This is a genomic window from Chimaeribacter californicus (assembly GCF_002858675.1).
GTDB classification, from domain to species: Bacteria; Pseudomonadota; Gammaproteobacteria; order Enterobacterales; family Enterobacteriaceae; genus Chimaeribacter; species Chimaeribacter californicus.
This window is the reverse complement of sequence record NZ_PJZF01000005.1, coordinates 89,740-105,648: the sequence shown is the minus strand read 5'-3', so window position 1 is coordinate 105,648 and position 15,909 is coordinate 89,740. Positions and strand designations below refer to the sequence as shown.

Below are 15,909 nucleotides of genomic sequence, written 5' to 3'. Positions count from 1 at the left end.
ACGAGTGGTGTGAAAATGCGCAGTTAAAACGAACAAAGGCGCGGAGTGCCCGCGCCTTTTGGATCAGAACTTGATCGGGTGCCTGCCCGCCAGAGAGTGTGACAGCGTGGTGCCGTCTACCATCTCCAGTTCACCGCCGACCGGTACGCCATGAGCGATGCGGCTGGCGGCAACGCCATACTGCCCGCACATTGCGCCGATGTAGTTGGCGGTCGCCTCCCCTTCCACCGTGGGGTTGGTGGCCAGAATCAGCTCCTGGATCGTCTCGGAGGCCATACGCTCCTCCAGGCGATCCAGGCCGATGTCATCCGGCCCGATGCCGTCCAGTGGCGAGAGGTGGCCCATCAGCACAAAGTAACGGCCGGAGAACTGCCCGGTCTGTTCAATGGCATGGATGTCCGCCGGGCTTTCCACCACGCAGATCTGACCATTCTGACGGCGACGCGGGTTCGCGCAGATGGTGCAGATTTCCTGCTCGGTAAAGGTGCGGCAATCGGCACAGTGGCCGATTTCCGACATGGCACGCGTCAACGCCTGTGCCAGGCGCATCCCGCCGCTGCGATCGCGCTGCAACAGCTGGAACGCCATGCGCTGGGCCGACTTCGGGCCAACGCCCGGCAGGCAGCGCAGCGCCTCCATCAGGGTTTCGAGAAGCGGGCTGGTCTGCATCAGAACGGCATCTTGAAGCCCGGCGGCAGTTGCATGCCGCTGGAAACCGAGGACATTTTCTCTTTCGACGCTTCGTCAATACGGCGGGCCGCATCGTTGAAGGCCGCCGCCACCAGATCTTCCAGCATGTCTTTGTCATCTTCCATCAGGCTCGGATCGATCTCGATACGACGGCAGTTGTGTGCGCCGTTGATGGTGACTTTAACCAGGCCAGCGCCGGACTCGCCGGTTACTTCCATCTTGGCGACTTCTTCCTGCATCTGCTGCATTTTTTCTTGCATCTGCTGGGCTTGTTTCATCAAGTTACCCAGACCGCCTTTACCAAACATAGTCATCTCTCTTTGCGCTGGGCCGCGTTGTGCAACATGCACCGCGGCAGTTAAAGGGGGCGAATACTGTCTTCATCCAGATCCGCGTCGAAGAAGCGGCGCAGGGTCTGGATATTATTATCCGCGATAATCGACTGACGCGCCTGCGCCAGTTTTTCTTCATAAATTGCCTGACGCCACTCCAGCGGCGTTCGCACCGCCGGATTATCGTCTTCAATCACTGTCAATTCAACCGGATGCCCTTCGCAGGCGGAAATCGCCTCGGCCAGCGCCTTTTGTGCTGACGGTGAATTAAGGTGGCGCTGCGCCGGGCGCAGGTGCAGCCGCAGTTCTGACGGCCCCACCACTTCACGGAAGGCATTCAGTGCCAGTTGCTGCACCAGCTTCGGCAACGGCAACTGGTGCACATAGGCTGCCCAGTCGTCACGCTCCAGTGCCTCTTCTGCCAGCTTAGCTGACAATTCCGGGGTTTTCTCATGTTCCAGCGCCGAACGCAGCGCTTTGGGCGTTGCCAGCGGCTGCGCCTCTGCGGCTTCCGGCTGCGCCTGCGCTTTCCAGCGGTAGGCTTCCGGTTTAGCCGGTGTTTCCGGTACGGCGGGCCGTGAGGCCAGCCGCTGCTGGGTGCGTTCGGTCACTGAAGCCAGCCGCTCCAGCGCTGAGGTGGCCGGCCGCGCACCAGGCGCCGCCGGCTCAGCTTTTTTTGGGCTGTGATTCCCCTGCTGCCGCAATAGCTGGGTGCGTGCCTGCAACAGTTTAGCCGTATCAGAAATGCCGGACGCCACGGTAGCCGGTTCTGCCGGGGCCTGTACCGGTGGCGGGGCTGGCTGGGGCATGGCCGGAGCCGGTGCCTGCGGCATGGCCGGAGCCGGTGGCCGTACCGGCGGCTCGGCAGGTGGCTGAGGCGCAGGCGGCACATAGGCCGGCGGAACATAGGCCGCCGGTCTCTGAGGCTGCGGTTGCGCCTGCGGCACCGCAGGCTGTGCCGGCATCACCGGCTCAGCAATCACGGCCTTCGGGTGAAACGCCAGTGCGCGCAACAGCGTCATCTCCACGCCCATGCGGCGATCGGGGGCGAACGCCAGTTCTTTCCGCCCGATCAGCAACGTCTGGTAATAGAGCTGGATATCGGTTGGCGGCACTGCCCGCGCCAGTTCGCGCAGGCGCTGTTCCACCACCGCGTAGTGATCGTCCAGTGCACCCGGCAGCAGTTGCAGCATCGCGATTCGATGCAGCAGCGTCAGGGTTTCCACCAGCAGCGCTTCCCAATCCACGCCACGTGACGCAGCCTGTTCCACCTGGGCCATCACCCGCTCGCCGTCGGCGCTGACCAGCGCCTCGATGATCGCCAGCGGCTGTTCATCATCTAATGTGCCGAGCATCTGGCTGACGGTGTCCGTGCCGACCTGCCCCTGCCCCATGGCAATGGCCTGATCGGCCAGGCTCAGCGCATCGCGCATACTGCCGTCCGCCGCGCGGGCCAGCAGTTGCAGCGCGCGCGGCTCCGCCGCAATCTGCTCCGCCTGCAGCACCGTCTCCAGCTGTTGACGGATCTGCTCCGGCTCCAGCGCTTTCAAGTGGAATTGCAGGCAGCGTGACAAAATCGTCACCGGTAATTTCTGTGGATCGGTCGTTGCCAGCAGGAATTTCACATGTGCCGGCGGCTCTTCCAGCGTTTTCAGCAGGGCGTTGAAACTGTGGCGTGACAGCATGTGCACTTCATCGATCAGGTAGACCTTGAAGCGGCCACGGGCCGGGGCGTACTGGACGTTGTCCAGCAGTTCGCGCGTGTCTTCGACCTTGGTGCGCGAGGCGGCGTCAATCTCGATCAGATCGACAAAGCGCCCCTGCTCAATTTCCCGGCAGTTGTCGCACTTGCCGCACGGGGTGGCGGTGATCCCGGTTTCGCAGTTCAGCCCTTTTGCCAGCAGGCGGGCGATGGTGGTTTTCCCCACGCCGCGCGTACCGGAAAACAGGTAGGCATGATGAATCCGCCCCAGCGACAGGCCATTGGCCAGCGCGGTCAGGACATGTTCCTGGCCGACAACATCAGCGAAGGTTTGCGGGCGCCACTTACGGGCAAGAACCTGATAGCTCATTAATACCGGAGAAGTTGGGAAATCTGGAGGGTAATGCTAACACAGCCTCGCCAGAGCGGCGAGGCTGAATGCTTCGGTTAGTGGCCGCCGAAAGAGACCAGGCTGAAGCAGTTGATGCCCTGGCGGGTCAGGCGCTGTTCGCCGCCCAACTCCGGCAGATCGATGATGAAGGCTGCGTCGGTGACGTCGCCGCCCAGGGCGCGGATCAGCTTCACGGTGGCTTCAATGGTGCCGCCGGTGGCCAGCAGGTCATCGATCACCAGCACTTTGTCACCCGGCTGGATGGCATCGGTATGGATTTCAAGTTTGTCGGTGCCGTATTCCAGCTCATAGCTTTCGCTGAGGGTCGCACGCGGCAGTTTACCGGGCTTGCGCACCGGCACAAAACCGACGCCCAGCACCAGGGCAACCGGTGCACCAAACAGGAAACCACGGGCTTCAGTCCCAACCACTTTGGTGACGCCGGTATCGCGGTAGCGCGCGGCCAGCATTTCAATACTGGCGGCATAGGCTTTCGGATCTTCCAGCAGGCTGGTGACGTCACGGAACAGTATGCCCGGCTTCGGGTAGTCGGGGATGGTCTTGATACTGTCTTTAATTAACTGAAGCTGCTGTGCAGTAGCGATCATAATGTGTGCCTGAAAAAGCGGGTGTTCTGACTTAAACGCAGGCCGCCTGATATCCCTGCCCCGTCACCAACGTGACGTGCAAATGCCTTAAGGAGAAGGACGATAAAGGGAAAGAGGAGATGACCCACGCACGAAAACGCCCAAATTTATGCAAACTCCAGTGAAAATGCAACCGAAGCCCGCTGTGCAATGCGTATTTTATTGCTTTTGATCAACCACCGGCAGGCGCCATATTATCGCGAGCAACACCAGCATCAGCATAGCCAGCAGCACACGCACCCATAAAATCCTGATAAAAAAGAGCGAGATGCTGATAGAGAGTGCCGTAAAGGCCATCGCTTTCCACTTGGTATTGGGCGGTAATGCCCGGTGTGCCTGCCAGTGGCGCAGATAACTGCCAAACCACGAGCGGTAGAGCAGCCAATGATGGAAACGCGGTGAGGATCGGGAAAAACACCAGGCAGCCAGCAGCAGAAACGGGGTGGTCGGCAGCAGCGGCAGTACGGCACCCAGGGCGCCCAGCACCACCGCCAGCCACCCGGTTATAATCAGTGCCCAGCGCCACACGTCTCTTTTCATTCTTCCCTGCTCCTTTCTCTGGCCGGTTGCTGCCTGACAAGCGGCCCCTGCCCCGGCAAACGGTTATAGTAACGTTCAATCCCGGCCTGGCACAATGAAACCGGCTTGTCAGCCCGGCGTTTCAGCGGCAAGCTACCGGGAAGCCCCACCGGAGAGAAAATGTGACAACGCAAAAAGTTTTACAGACGCTGGAACAGCAGATTAATGCGCTGGCCGTTGAAATTGAGCCTGTCGGCCATGTGCCGGCACAACAGGCGCGTTTTGATGCCGGGTTGTTTCATACCCATGGCACGCGGCTGCGCGACTATCTGGCTGAAGTGCGGCAAAACCTGGCACAGCTGAAAGCGGTGGTGGCTGAGCAGCGCATGGCACAGGTGGCCTTTGTGGCTGACCGGCTGGTGACGCAGATCGGCGCGTTGCAGCGTGAGCTGGCAACTCTGGCGCTGCGCAAGGCTGTGTCACGCCCGCAGGCTGAGAGTAAAGAGGATATTTACCACCGGCTGGCCCAGCATCAGGATTTTGAACGCCGGCTCATCGCCATGATCCGCGATCGCGAAAGCCTGCTCGGCCGGCAGGAGTCCCTGGCTCAGCAGCGAAAAATCCAGCAGGAACTGGCGGCGCTTGAAGGCCGGCTGCAGCGTTGCCGCCAGGCACTGGTGCGGATTGAACGGGCGGTTGAAAGAAAAGAAAACGGTTTTTGAATGTTTATCACAATTTTTTAACCCCCCGGCCTTACAGCATCCGTAATTATCTATACTATAACGATGTCCGGAGCTGGAGAACATTATGGGCCTGATTTCATGGATCATTCTGGGGCTGGCGGTCGGGCTGCTGGCAAAAGTGGTTATGCCGGGTAAAGAAGGCGGGAGCGTGATTTTATGGGTGGTGCTGGCTATCAGCGGTGCGCTGGTCGGGGGCTATATCAGCACTTATCTGGAGTCAGGCTCGGTCGCCGGGTTCAGTTTCAGAAGCTTGCTTATCGCACTGACGGGCGCAATCCTGATTCTGTTTGTTTATCGCAAACGTACCTATTGAGTTGGGCTTATGTCAGTTGAAAATGCCTCACCGGAACTGCAGTTGGCAGTAGATCTTATCTATCTGCTTGAATGCAATGAAATTGCCCCGGATATCGCCCTGGCGGCGCTGGAGATTGTCGCGCGTGACTACCGGGAAAAGTTGCGTCTGGGCGGTGACGGCCCGCTCAGCGCCTGACGTTCTGTGTAGCCCGGCCCCCTTCATTTTCTATGGTGGCCGGTTCCCGCAAACAGATATTGCTGCCGCAGAAATACAAAGGCAACCTGAGAAAAAATAGGCACGCCCACATAACGGCAGCTTATTTATCATCAGACCCGGTTATTTATCATCAGAGATAGCGCCCTGACTTTGTTCGCTGTCAGGCGTACTGCCTAAGCGTAAATGCGGGCTAAGTTTTACCATATCAATATAGATATCGGCGTAATGCGCTGCCTGCCCTTTGAGATCAAACCCTTCCGGCATAAACAGCCAGTTCTCCATCAACCCGCTAATATAAGAGCGCAGCACCACCGCCGCCCGCCGGGTATCAAGATCGATGGGCAATAAGTTGAGCTCAATACAATTTTTTAAAACTGCCTCTATTTTCTCATAACTTTCAAGATACAAAATTTTATGAGCCTGCTGCAGGGACATCAGCTCACCCACAAATTCACATTTATGAAAAATGATCTCCATCAAGGCACGCCGGCGTGGATCGTCTACCGTGGCACGGAGAATATAGATAAGGATTTCACGCAGAATGCGCAGTGGATTATTGGGATACTTTGCCTGATACTCTATTTCGAGATCGTCTATTTTAGACTCAGAAATTGCCCAGACTTCATTAAACAAGTCTACCTTGTTTTTGAAGTGCCAATAGATAGCACCCCGCGTTACACCGGCCGCGGTAGCAATGTCGGTCAGTGACGTCGCAGACACTCCACGTTCTGAAAATTCCCTCACTGCGGCATCCAGAATGTGTTGACGGGTTTCAAGTGCTTGTTGTTTGGTTTTTCGTGCCATGGCAATTGGTTTTCACAAAGAGATGTCTTACATACATTCGCGTATGTATGTACGATGGTACGCACATATCTAAAATGCAGCAATGGGTTTTATGGCTTGTGATCCATTGATCAATTTGAAATCGGACACTTGAGGTTTATCTATGAACAAAAACAGAGGGTTAACGCCTCTGGCGGCCGTTCTGATGCTTTCAGGCAGCTTAGTTCTCACAGGATGTAATGATAAGGAGTCCTCACAGGGGGCCCAGCAACAGCAAGCGCCGGAAGTAGGCATCGTGACGCTGAAAACAGCGCCGCTGAATATCACCACTGAACTGCCCGGCCGTACCACGGCTTTCCGCGTGGCAGAGGTTCGCCCTCAGGTCAGCGGCATTATTCTTAAGCGCAACTTTGTTGAAGGCAGTGATATTAAAGCCGGGACGTCCCTTTATCAGATCGATCCTGCAACGTATCAGGCTTCCTATGACAGTGCCAAAGGCGATCTGGCCAAGGCACAAGCCAGTGCGCAAATTGCCCGTGTTACGCTGACCCGTTATAAACCCCTGCTCGGGACTAACTACATCAGTAAACAGGACTACGATCAGGCGCAGGCCGATGCCAGCTCTGCCGATGCCTCCGTACTCGCCGCCAAAGCCGCCGTAGAAACCGCACGTATTAACCTGGCTTACACCAAAGTCACCTCCCCTATCAGCGGCCGCATCGGCAAATCCAGCGTAACAGAAGGCGCGCTGGTCACCAGCGGCCAGACCACGGCGCTGGCAACGGTTCAGCAGCTTGACCCGATTTATGTCGATGTCACCCAATCCAGCACGGATTTCCTGCGTCTGCAGCAGGAGATGGCGGAAGGGTCACTGAAACAGCAAAACGGCAAGGCCAAAGTCACCCTGTTGATGGAAAACGGCAGCCAATATAAGCAGGAAGGTACGCTGGAGTTCTCCGACGTGACCGTGGATGAGACCACCGGCTCTATTACGTTGCGCGCCGTGTTCCCGAACCCGGACCATGTTCTGCTGCCGGGGATGTTTGTCCGTGCGCGGCTCGATGAAGGCGTCAATGAAAATGCGCTGCTGGTGCCGCAACAGGGCATCACCCGTAACCCGCGTGGCGAAGCTACTGCCATGGTGGTGGGTGCCGGTGACAAGGTTGAGACCCGTACGCTGACCACTTCCCAGGCGATTGGTGATAAATGGCTGGTCACGGCCGGGCTGAAGCCGGGCGACCGCGTGATTGTGACCGGGCTGCAGAAAGTGAAGCCGGGTGCCCAGGTGAAAGTGCAGGAAGTGAGCGCTGATGCGCCGGCGCAACCCGCCGCCCAACAGCAGCAGGCATCGTCCGATCAGGCCTCGAAGTCTTAATAGGAGCCGGTAATACATGGCTAAGTTCTTTATAGATCGCCCCATTTTTGCGTGGGTTATCGCCATCATTATTATGCTGGCGGGCGGCCTGTCGATATTGAAGCTTCCGATTGCGCAATATCCGACGGTTGCACCTCCGGCGATTGAAATATCCGCCACCTACCCGGGTGCTGATGCGCAGACAGTGCAGGACACCGTGACGCAGGTTATCGAGCAGAACATGAACGGCATCGATAACCTGATGTACATGGCGTCCTCCAGTGACTCCTCCGGCAGCGTGACCCTGACCCTGACCTTTGCCTCCGGCACTGACGCAGACATCGCCCAGGTGCAGGTACAGAACAAACTGCAGCTGGCGATGCCGCTGTTGCCGCAGGAAGTGCAGCAACAAGGGATCAAGGTACAGAAGTCGAGCAGCAGCTTCCTGATGGTGGCCGGCTTCGTCAATAACAACGGCACCATGACGCAGGAAGATATTGCGGACTATGTGGCGTCAAACATCCAGGACCCGATCAGCCGGACTACAGGCGTGGGTGACGTGCAGCTGTTTGGTTCCCAGTATGCGATGCGCATCTGGATGGATCCGAACAAGCTCACCAACTTTGCCCTGACCCCGGTGGATGTCATCAACGCCATTACGGTGCAGAACAACCAGGTGGCCGCCGGTCAGCTGGGCGGGACGCCGCCGGTAAAAGGGCAACAGCTTAACTCTTCTATCATTGCGCAGACGCGCCTGACCTCCACAGAAGAGTTCGGTAAAATCCTGCTGAAAGTGAATCCGGACGGTTCGCAAGTTCGCCTGCGTGATGTGGCGACCATTGAGCTGGGTGGTGAGAACTACAGCGTTGTGGCTCGCTTTAACGGCCAGCCGGCTGCCGGTCTCGGCATCAAACTGGCGACCGGTGCCAACGCGCTCGACACTTCGAAAGCGGTAAAAGCCTCTCTGGACAAACTGAAACCCTTCTTCCCGAACGGGATGCAAGTGGTCTACCCGTATGACACTACCCCCTTCGTTCAGATCTCAATCAATGAAGTGGTGAAAACGCTGTTCGAAGCGATCGTGCTGGTCTTCCTGGTGATGTACCTGTTCCTGCAAAACTTCCGCGCCACGCTTATCCCTACTATCGCGGTGCCGGTGGTGTTGCTGGGTACTTTTGCGGTTATCGCTGCCTTTGGCTATTCGATCAACACCCTGACGATGTTCGGGATGGTGCTGGCGATTGGCCTCCTGGTGGATGATGCAATTGTGGTGGTGGAGAACGTCGAGCGCGTAATGGTCGAAGAGGGCCTGCCGCCGAAAGAAGCTACTAAAAAATCCATGGAGCAGATCCAGGGGGCACTGGTCGGGATTGCGCTGGTGCTGTCAGCGGTCTTTATCCCGATGGCCTTCTTCGGTGGTTCCACCGGGGTTATCTACCGTCAGTTCTCTATTACCATCGTGTCAGCCATGGTGCTGTCGGTAATTGTGGCCCTGATCCTGACGCCGGCGCTCTGTGCCACGCTGCTGAAGCCGGTGCCGAAAGGTCACCATGATGACAAGAAAGGCTTCTTCGGCTGGTTCAACCGGATGTTTGAAAGCAGCACCAACCACTATACCGACAGCGTCGGCAATATCCTGCGCAGCACCGGCCGGTATCTGCTGATTTATCTGTTGATCGTGGTGGGTATGGCGCTGCTGTTCATCCGCCTGCCGACCTCCTTCCTTCCGGAAGAGGACCAGGGCGTGTTCCTGACCATGGTTCAGCTGCCGGCTGGGGCAACTCAGGAGCGGACGCAGAAAGTGTTGGATGAGGTGACCCACTACTACCTGGAAAATGAGAAAGCCAACGTGAACTCGGTGTTTGCGGTTAACGGCTTTGGCTTCTCTGGTCAGGGTCAGAACACCGGTATCGCCTTCGTCAGCCTGAAAGACTGGTCTGAACGCAGCGGCGCGGAGAACAAGGTTCCGGCGATTGCCGGGCGTGCCATGGGCACTTTCTCAGCGATTAAAGACGCCATGGTGTTCCCGTTCAACCTGCCGGCCATTGTTGAGCTGGGTACCGCCACCGGCTTTGACTTCCAGTTGATTGATCAGGCTAACCTGGGTCACCAGAAACTCACGGAAGCGCGTAACCAACTGCTCGGTATGATTGCCCAACACAGCGATCTGCTGGTGGGTGTGCGCCCGAACGGCCTGGAGGATACCCCGCAGTTCAAACTGGAAATTGATCAGGAGAAAGCCGAGGCGCTGGGCGTTTCTATCTCTGACATCAATACCACGCTGGGCTCGGCCTGGGGCGGCAGCTACGTGAATGACTTTATTGACCGCGGACGCGTGAAGAAAGTTTACGTACAGTCACAAGCGCAATACCGCATGTTGCCAAGCGATCTCAACAACTGGTATGTGCGTGGCAGCAATGGCCAGATGGTGCCGTTCTCTTCCTTCTCCACTTCGCATTGGGAGCATGGTTCACCACGTCTGGAGCGCTATAACGGCTTGCCGTCTATGGAGCTGCTGGGCCAGCCGGCACCGGGTAAGAGTAGTGGTGAGGCCATGGCGATGATGGAATCACTGGCGGCGAAACTGCCGGCCGGTATCGGCTATGACTGGACGGGCATGTCCTATCAGGAGCGGCTCTCCGGCAATCAGGCCCCTGCCCTGTATGCCATCTCGCTGATTGTGGTGTTCCTCTGTCTCGCCGCACTGTATGAGAGCTGGTCGATCCCGTTCTCCGTCATGCTGGTAGTACCGCTTGGGGTTATCGGGGCGCTGCTTGCCGCGACTTTCCGTGGCCTGAGCAACGACGTCTACTTCCAGGTGGGGCTGTTGACCACCATTGGGTTGTCAGCGAAGAACGCCATTCTGATTGTGGAGTTCGCCAAAGACCTGATGGACAAAGAGGGCAAAGGGTTGGTTGAGGCAACACTGGAAGCAGTGCGGATGCGTCTGCGCCCGATTCTGATGACCTCACTGGCCTTTATCCTGGGCGTGTTGCCGCTGGTTATCTCGACCGGGGCCGGCTCCGGTGCCCAGAACGCGGTAGGTACCGGCGTAATGGGCGGGATGGTGACCGCTACCATCCTCGCCATCTTCTTTGTTCCGGTATTCTTTGTGGTGGTGCGTCGCCGCTTCAGCAAGAAATCGGACGATGTAGAGCATAGCCACACAGCAAACGTCTCTCTGGATAAACACTGATCCCATAGAGCTTAAAAGCCGCGCACTGCGCGGCTTTTTTTTGCCTGCTATTTCCCCGTTTTCTGCCGTAGGGCTTGCTATCCGTCAGATTCTGCGCAATACTGCCTGCATCATTCGTTATGTTATAACATATCAAATAAAGGAGATCGTTATGCGCACCGGCATTCATCCTGACTACCGCACCGTCGTGTTTCACGATACCAGCGCCGATACCTATTTCATCGTAGGGTCAACTATGCGCACTGAACGCACCATTGAGTGGGAAGGCCGTGAGCTGCCTTACGTGGCGATTGAAGTTTCGTCTGCGTCACACCCTTATTACACCGGAAAACAGAAAGAGTTTTCCAAAGAGGGCAGCACCGCACGCTTCCAGCAGCGTTTTGGCCGCTTCCTGACGCCTAAATCTGCCTGAGGAGAACACCATGCAGGTACTGAGTTCGCTGCGTTCAGCCAAGCTTCGCCATAAAGATTGCAAAGTGGTTCGTCGCCATGGCCGCGTTTATGTCATCTGTAAAAGCAATCCACGATTTAATGCCGTCCAGGGCAGAAAAAAGCGCCGTAAATAGTCGCCGGTAATCCCCCCTTTTCCGGGGGATAAAACTATCAGTAAACGCCCCGCTGCTGCCCAGCGGGGCGTTTTATTTTCAGGCGGATAAGAACATACGGATAAGGAGATGTGCCCCGCTACCTGATGTAACGGGGCGATATTTATTTCATGCTGCTGACCAGAGCAGTCACATTATGCTGAAATGCCTGCGCATAGGTGGGTGCCGGGCCACCGGGTTTTGATAACGCTTCCGGATAGAGCTCCCCACCAGGCTGTGCGCCGCTGGCCCCCGCAATCTGTTTAACCAGCCGCGGATCGGTCTGGTTTTCGATAAAGTAAGCGCTGACGTGCTGCTGCCTGATTTGCCCGATCAACGCCGCTACATCACTGGCGCTGGCTTCTGCCTCGGTAGAGAACCCCACCGGGGCCATAAAGGTGACACCGTATTCGCGCCCCATATAACCAAACGCATCGTGGCTGGTCAGCACTTTGCGTTTTTCTGCCGGGACATGGGCAAATTGTTGTTTAGCCCATTGATCGAGCTGCTGTAACTGCGTGATATAGGCTGTACCGCGCCGGCGAAAATAGTCCGCGTCCTGCGGGTCAGATGCGACCAGTGCCGCCATAATATGCCGGGCATACAACACGCCATTTTGCATACTGTTCCAGGCATGGGGGTCGGTGATCATTTTCCCCTCTTCTTCCATCTGCCGGGTATTCACCCCCTCCGAGGCCACTACCGGGTGCCCGCGATACCCTGACGCGCTAATCAGACGATCCATCCACCCTTCCAGCCCCAGCCCGCTGACAAATACGACATCGGCGTGCGCCAGCGCCTCGCTGTCCTGGGGGCTGGGCTCATAGCTGTGGGGATCGCCGTCCGGCCCGACCAGGTTTTTTACATGAACATGCTCTCCCCCGATTTGCTGCACCATATCACCCAGAATAGAAAAACTGGCCACGGCCTCCACGGTTTTTGCCATTACTGAGGGGGCGGACAACAGGGCAGCCGTCGCCAACACCACCGGTAAATATTTCATGACCTCTCCTTATTTAACGCACTATAACGACCGCGCAGCGGCAAAAATTCCGCCATACCGGCCAAATAAAACAGACATAAAAAACAGCACGGCGGCGCTCAGCACAATGGCCGGGCCGGCAGGAATTGACGCGTAATAAGACCAGAGCAACCCGGTCAGGCTGGCAGTCATACCAAATACGATGGCGGTAAACAGGGTGGCCGGCAACGTGCGGGCCCATAGCCGGGCGGCCGCGGCCGGTAACATCAGCAACCCGACCGACATCAGCGTGCCGAGAATCTGAAAGCCCGCGACCAGATTAATCACGACCAGCGCCAGAAAGGCCGCATTGGCCACCGGCAGCCAGCGTCCGGCGCTAATCTGCAAAAAAGTTTTATCAAAAGACTCAATCACCAGTACCCGGTAAAGCCCTGCCAGCAGCAACAATGACGCGCTGGCAATCCCGCCTACCAGTATCAGGGCATGGGCATCCACCGCCAAAATAGAACCAAACAGCACATGCAGCAGATCAATACTGGAGCCGCGCAGTGACACCAGCGTTACGCCCAGCGCCAGCGATCCAAGGTAGAAACCGGCGAAGCTCGCATCTTCTTTCAATGCCGTATGCCGGCTGACCCAGCCGGAAAGCACCGCGACTGCCAGGCCGGCAATAAAGCCGCCGATGCCCATCGCCACCAGTGACATCCCGGAAAGGAGATAGCCGATTGCCGCGCCGGGCAGAACCGCATGTGAAAGGGCATCCCCGACCAGGCTCATGCGGCGTAACAGCAAAAAAACACCCAGCGGCGCGGCACTGAGTGATAATGCCAGGCAAGCCACCAGTGCGCGGCGCATAAACCCGAAGGTTACGAAAGGATCGCTTAACAGATGCAGCATCATAAAGCCGTTCCCGCCGCCGCATCGGCGGTGAAAATCCCGCCTGCCGCTGCCATCGCGCTGCAGTCAGTGTGCCGGCCCAGCACATGCGCCGTGTTGCCCCACGCGTTACTCTGCGGGTGCAGCAATAAAGTATGAGGAAAGCACGCGCCAACCATTTCTATATCGTGCAACACGGCAATGACGGTACGCTGCTCGGCATGCCACGCGGCGATAACCTCCAGCAACAGGCGGACGGTCGCTTCATCAATGCCGGTAAAGGGTTCATCCAGCAGAATTAACGGTGCCTGTTGCACCAGCAAGCGGGCAAACAACACACGTTGAAATTGCCCGCCGGAGAGTTTTCCAATCGGCTCACGGGCGAAATCTGTCATGCCAACCTGGCTCAGCGCCGCCGCCACCTGCTGCCGGTGGTGGGCGGTCAGCCGCCCAAACACGCCGCGGCTGCCTAATAACCCCATGGCGACCAGATCGTCTACCAGTAAAGGAAATTGGCGATCCAGGTCAGCCTGCTGTGGCAGAAAAGCCAGTTGACGGCGTTCACTGCGTGCCAGCCTGACCTCCCCTGAAACCGGGGGCTGCAGCCCTGCCACTGTTTTAAGCAGCGTGGATTTGCCGCTGCCGTTCGCACCAATAATGGCAGTCAGGGATCCGGGTTGAAAAACACCGTTCAGGGGGCATGTCACCGGTTGCCGCCCATACCCTGCGGTAAGATGATGCAAGGTGATCATGGCAAAAGGTTCGCCCAGTAAATGGCGGCCCACAGCAGGGCCAGCATTGATGCAGCGGCCATGCAGCGCGCCGGGGCAGATGTCATCAGCCAGCTCAGGCGACACGGGGAAAAGGTGGAAACAGGCATAGCGGCCTCACCGTCAATAATTGTTATAATATAACATCACAAAAGCCAGCCGGGTTCAACAGTGCGATGGCAGGACACTGCCTACAAACGTATGCAAGGATGCAACGCCCGGAATCTGAAAATTCATCCCTGATGTTGCAAAAATACGTGATTAAAGAGTAATTTTTTATGTACCAAGGTTAAAAGCATGACTTTTCAGCAAGATAAGAAGTGCAAAACTGGAAAAAAAGTCCGTTGGCTGCACTGACAAAAGGTTCAGTAGTGTGCAATACTACAAATACGCGTCAATAAAACATGATGAATAAATGCAACTCTGTATTTCTTTACCTTCTGGGAAGGCGGCGCTTTCAGTTTCTGACATCCAAACACTCGTCGATGCGAATATTCCTCTGCTGGAAGATACCCTGGTCGGGAATTTGAGCTATTATTCAGATAATGCCCGGTACGAGACAGGAAGCCTGGCAGTTACCCAGGTAGAGCAACTTTCTGAGCACCTCTATTCAATGACTTATCGCTATCGTTGGACAATTTTCAACGGCTGCCTGGATATAGATGCCGCTGAACAGTCGGAAGAGAGAATCACGTTTACACATTCAGGATCTCAGATCTGTTTCAATACCATTGATAACAGCCGCCCCTCACCCTCTGATGAATTGTAATTTTGGGTAATTCTTCCTCCCACGATACTGAAAAATGCTTTATATTTATTTGAAGGATGTCAGCCATCACAGATTAAAATGATCTCTCATCTGTCCGGTTATTAAATTACTCACTTAGTGTTATCAATATGAATAACGACCTAACGGAGGAGATGATATGGATGAGTATTCGCCGAAGCGGCATGATGTTGCCCAACTGAAGTTCCTGTGTGAGAGCCTGTATGATGAAGGCATTGCCACACTGGGAGACAGCCACCACGGCTGGGTGAATGACCCGACGTCTGAGGTTAATCTGCAATTGAACGAATTGATTGAACATATTGCTTCTTTCGTCATGAGTTTTAAAATAAAATATCAGGATGAACTTGCGCTTGCCGATCGGGTCGAAGAGTATCTGGACGACACCTACACGTTGTTTGGTAATTACGGCATCAGCACCGCTGATTTAAAGCGCTGGCAAAAAACTAAAAGACGATTATTCGGAATGTTCTCAGAAGAGAATATCTGTACCCTGATTAGAACTTAATAGATAATTCACTGCAATCTACTTAATAAGATTAGACTCACTATGACTATGATGAAAAAGATCGACTACCTGATGCGTTTACGTAAATGCACAACAATAGACACATTAGAGCGCGTTATTGAAAAGAATAAGTATGAGCTTTCCGATGATGAGCTTGAAATGTTTTATTCGGCAGCCGATCATCGCCTCGCTGAACTGACAATGAATAAACTTTATGACAAAGTGCCGACTTCTGTCTGGAAGTATGTTCGTTAATTGCAGCTTAGCGTTCCGTTAAGATAAATAACGTTGAGCCGATACTTCTATCGGCTTCAATCACTTAGCTCAGCGTCTTTCACTCCCTCGTTCTCCAACCCGTTTATAGTGCCTTTCCCTGTGTGCTATGACACTCTTTGTGATCTTTTCCAATCTAAATCAGAAAAAGCGCCCGTTTTCCTCTGCTATAGTTATCAGTGTAGTTGCAGTAAGGCATTTTCAGCATCAATTCATTAATGAAATTTACCAATTTCGCACATAAAACCAACAAAAAAGCTG

19 protein-coding genes are annotated in these 15,909 nt (G+C 55.7%); 10 read left to right on the top strand and 9 right to left on the bottom strand.

The genetic code is table 11. The annotated features are described in order from the left end of the window. Positions 1-63: 63 nt before the first annotated feature. From recR to CYR55_RS08175, 5 genes are all read right to left on the bottom strand, one after another. The gene (gene recR, locus CYR55_RS08195) at positions 64-669 is read right to left on the bottom strand and encodes a recombination mediator RecR (RefSeq protein WP_101815663.1); all 606 of its coding nucleotides are present in this window, start codon (positions 667-669) and stop codon (positions 64-66) included. Continuing rightward, positions 669-998 carry a YbaB/EbfC family nucleoid-associated protein gene (locus CYR55_RS08190; RefSeq protein ID WP_101815662.1) on the bottom strand — a complete coding sequence of 110 codons (330 nt, stop codon included), beginning with the start codon at positions 996-998 and terminating at the stop codon, positions 669-671. Before CYR55_RS08190 ends, recR begins: the two co-directional genes overlap by 1 nt. A 50-nt stretch (positions 999-1,048) precedes the next feature. Beyond that, positions 1,049-3,094, bottom strand: coding sequence for a DNA polymerase III subunit gamma/tau (dnaX, locus tag CYR55_RS08185; RefSeq protein WP_101815661.1), 2,046 nt, complete (start codon positions 3,092-3,094; stop codon positions 1,049-1,051). Positions 3,095-3,171: 77 nt separating this feature from the next. Further along, positions 3,172-3,723 carry an adenine phosphoribosyltransferase gene (apt, locus tag CYR55_RS08180; RefSeq protein ID WP_101815660.1) on the bottom strand — a complete coding sequence of 184 codons (552 nt, stop codon included), beginning with the start codon at positions 3,721-3,723 and terminating at the stop codon, positions 3,172-3,174. A 198-nt stretch (positions 3,724-3,921) separates the two neighbouring features. Next, a complete protein-coding gene (locus CYR55_RS08175) occupies positions 3,922-4,290 on the bottom strand; it encodes a DUF454 family protein (RefSeq protein WP_101815788.1) in 369 nt (122 codons plus the stop codon). A gap of 173 nt (positions 4,291-4,463) precedes the next feature. Between CYR55_RS08175 and priC the strand changes: the two genes are divergently transcribed. From priC to rsmS, 3 genes are all read left to right on the top strand, one after another. Continuing rightward, the gene (gene priC, locus CYR55_RS08170; RefSeq protein ID WP_101815659.1) at positions 4,464-5,003 is read left to right on the top strand and encodes a primosomal replication protein PriC; all 540 of its coding nucleotides are present in this window, start codon (positions 4,464-4,466) and stop codon (positions 5,001-5,003) included. Between the two features lie 85 nt (positions 5,004-5,088). Then, positions 5,089-5,337: a GlsB/YeaQ/YmgE family stress response membrane protein gene (locus tag CYR55_RS08165; RefSeq protein ID WP_101815658.1), complete on the top strand. Its 249-nt coding sequence runs from the start codon at positions 5,089-5,091 to the stop codon at positions 5,335-5,337. Between the two features lie 9 nt (positions 5,338-5,346). Then, complete coding sequence (gene rsmS, locus CYR55_RS08160; RefSeq protein ID WP_072926458.1) at positions 5,347-5,514, top strand: pleiotropic regulatory protein RsmS; 168 nt, start codon at positions 5,347-5,349, stop codon at positions 5,512-5,514. A 141-nt stretch (positions 5,515-5,655) separates the two neighbouring features. Here rsmS and acrR read toward each other — a convergent pair whose 3' ends face one another. Next, a complete protein-coding gene (gene acrR, locus CYR55_RS08155) occupies positions 5,656-6,339 on the bottom strand; it encodes a multidrug efflux transporter transcriptional repressor AcrR (RefSeq protein ID WP_101815657.1) in 684 nt (227 codons plus the stop codon). A gap of 142 nt (positions 6,340-6,481) precedes the next feature. Between acrR and CYR55_RS08150 the strand changes: the two genes are divergently transcribed. From CYR55_RS08150 to ykgO, 4 genes are all read left to right on the top strand, one after another. Next, positions 6,482-7,693, top strand: a complete 1,212-nt coding sequence (locus CYR55_RS08150) for an efflux RND transporter periplasmic adaptor subunit (RefSeq protein WP_101815656.1) — start codon at positions 6,482-6,484, stop codon at positions 7,691-7,693. Between the two features lie 16 nt (positions 7,694-7,709). After that, the gene (acrB, locus tag CYR55_RS08145) at positions 7,710-10,868 is read left to right on the top strand and encodes a multidrug efflux RND transporter permease subunit AcrB (RefSeq protein WP_101815655.1); all 3,159 of its coding nucleotides are present in this window, start codon (positions 7,710-7,712) and stop codon (positions 10,866-10,868) included. A 151-nt stretch (positions 10,869-11,019) separates the two neighbouring features. Further along, positions 11,020-11,280, top strand: coding sequence for a type B 50S ribosomal protein L31 (locus CYR55_RS08140; protein WP_101815654.1), 261 nt, complete (start codon positions 11,020-11,022; stop codon positions 11,278-11,280). 10 nt (positions 11,281-11,290) lie between these two features. Next, positions 11,291-11,434 (top strand): type B 50S ribosomal protein L36, encoded by a 144-nt coding sequence (ykgO, locus tag CYR55_RS08135; protein WP_101815653.1) that lies wholly within the window; start codon positions 11,291-11,293, stop codon positions 11,432-11,434. A gap of 142 nt (positions 11,435-11,576) precedes the next feature. On the opposite strand, the gene CYR55_RS08130 is transcribed toward ykgO, so the two are convergent. The 3 genes from CYR55_RS08130 to CYR55_RS08120 are packed head-to-tail and all read right to left on the bottom strand — an operon-like array spanning position 11,577 to position 14,167. Next, on the bottom strand, positions 11,577-12,455 hold the full coding sequence (locus CYR55_RS08130) for a metal ABC transporter substrate-binding protein (RefSeq protein WP_101815652.1): 879 nt from the start codon (positions 12,453-12,455) through the stop codon (positions 11,577-11,579). A 21-nt stretch (positions 12,456-12,476) separates the two neighbouring features. Beyond that, entirely contained in the window at positions 12,477-13,334 is an 858-nt protein-coding gene (locus CYR55_RS08125) for a metal ABC transporter permease (protein ID WP_101815651.1), read from the bottom strand. Beyond that, positions 13,331-14,167, bottom strand: coding sequence for a metal ABC transporter ATP-binding protein (locus tag CYR55_RS08120; RefSeq protein WP_420912726.1), 837 nt, complete (start codon positions 14,165-14,167; stop codon positions 13,331-13,333). The genes CYR55_RS08125 and CYR55_RS08120 overlap by 4 nt, the downstream gene beginning before the upstream one ends. A 328-nt stretch (positions 14,168-14,495) precedes the next feature. Between CYR55_RS08120 and CYR55_RS23315 the strand changes: the two genes are divergently transcribed. The 3 genes from CYR55_RS23315 to CYR55_RS08110 all read left to right on the top strand — a co-directional run bounded on the left by CYR55_RS23315 (position 14,496) and on the right by CYR55_RS08110 (position 15,630). Then, complete coding sequence (locus tag CYR55_RS23315) at positions 14,496-14,849, top strand: hypothetical protein (RefSeq protein WP_146000966.1); 354 nt, start codon at positions 14,496-14,498, stop codon at positions 14,847-14,849. 157 nt (positions 14,850-15,006) lie between these two features. After that, positions 15,007-15,375, top strand: coding sequence for an Hha toxicity modulator TomB (tomB, locus tag CYR55_RS08115; protein WP_101815650.1), 369 nt, complete (start codon positions 15,007-15,009; stop codon positions 15,373-15,375). 51 nt (positions 15,376-15,426) lie between these two features. Then, entirely contained in the window at positions 15,427-15,630 is a 204-nt protein-coding gene (locus tag CYR55_RS08110) for an HHA domain-containing protein (RefSeq protein ID WP_072926899.1), read from the top strand. The last annotated feature ends 279 nt before the right edge of the window (positions 15,631-15,909 follow it).

Bases quoted from the DNA above. Each gene is read 5' to 3' on its own strand.
- recR (WP_101815663.1), bottom strand. From the start codon at position 669: ATGCAGACCAGCCCGCTTCTCGAAACCCTGATGGAGGCGCTGCGCTGC.
- CYR55_RS08190 (WP_101815662.1), bottom strand. From the start codon at position 998: ATGTTTGGTAAAGGCGGTCTGGGTAACTTGATGAAACAAGCCCAGCAG.
- dnaX (WP_101815661.1), bottom strand. From the start codon at position 3,094: ATGAGCTATCAGGTTCTTGCCCGTAAGTGGCGCCCGCAAACCTTCGCT.
- apt (WP_101815660.1), bottom strand. From the start codon at position 3,723: ATGATCGCTACTGCACAGCAGCTTCAGTTAATTAAAGACAGTATCAAG.
- CYR55_RS08165 (WP_101815658.1), top strand. From the start codon at position 5,089: ATGGGCCTGATTTCATGGATCATTCTGGGGCTGGCGGTCGGGCTGCTG.
- rsmS (WP_072926458.1), top strand. From the start codon at position 5,347: ATGTCAGTTGAAAATGCCTCACCGGAACTGCAGTTGGCAGTAGATCTT.
- acrR (WP_101815657.1), bottom strand. From the start codon at position 6,339: ATGGCACGAAAAACCAAACAACAAGCACTTGAAACCCGTCAACACATT.
- CYR55_RS08150 (WP_101815656.1), top strand. From the start codon at position 6,482: ATGAACAAAAACAGAGGGTTAACGCCTCTGGCGGCCGTTCTGATGCTT.
- acrB (WP_101815655.1), top strand. From the start codon at position 7,710: ATGGCTAAGTTCTTTATAGATCGCCCCATTTTTGCGTGGGTTATCGCC.
- CYR55_RS08140 (WP_101815654.1), top strand. From the start codon at position 11,020: ATGCGCACCGGCATTCATCCTGACTACCGCACCGTCGTGTTTCACGAT.
- ykgO (WP_101815653.1), top strand. From the start codon at position 11,291: ATGCAGGTACTGAGTTCGCTGCGTTCAGCCAAGCTTCGCCATAAAGAT.
- CYR55_RS08130 (WP_101815652.1), bottom strand. From the start codon at position 12,455: ATGAAATATTTACCGGTGGTGTTGGCGACGGCTGCCCTGTTGTCCGCC.
- CYR55_RS08125 (WP_101815651.1), bottom strand. From the start codon at position 13,334: ATGATGCTGCATCTGTTAAGCGATCCTTTCGTAACCTTCGGGTTTATG.
- CYR55_RS23315 (WP_146000966.1), top strand. From the start codon at position 14,496: ATGCAACTCTGTATTTCTTTACCTTCTGGGAAGGCGGCGCTTTCAGTT.
- tomB (WP_101815650.1), top strand. From the start codon at position 15,007: ATGGATGAGTATTCGCCGAAGCGGCATGATGTTGCCCAACTGAAGTTC.
- CYR55_RS08110 (WP_072926899.1), top strand. From the start codon at position 15,427: ATGAAAAAGATCGACTACCTGATGCGTTTACGTAAATGCACAACAATA.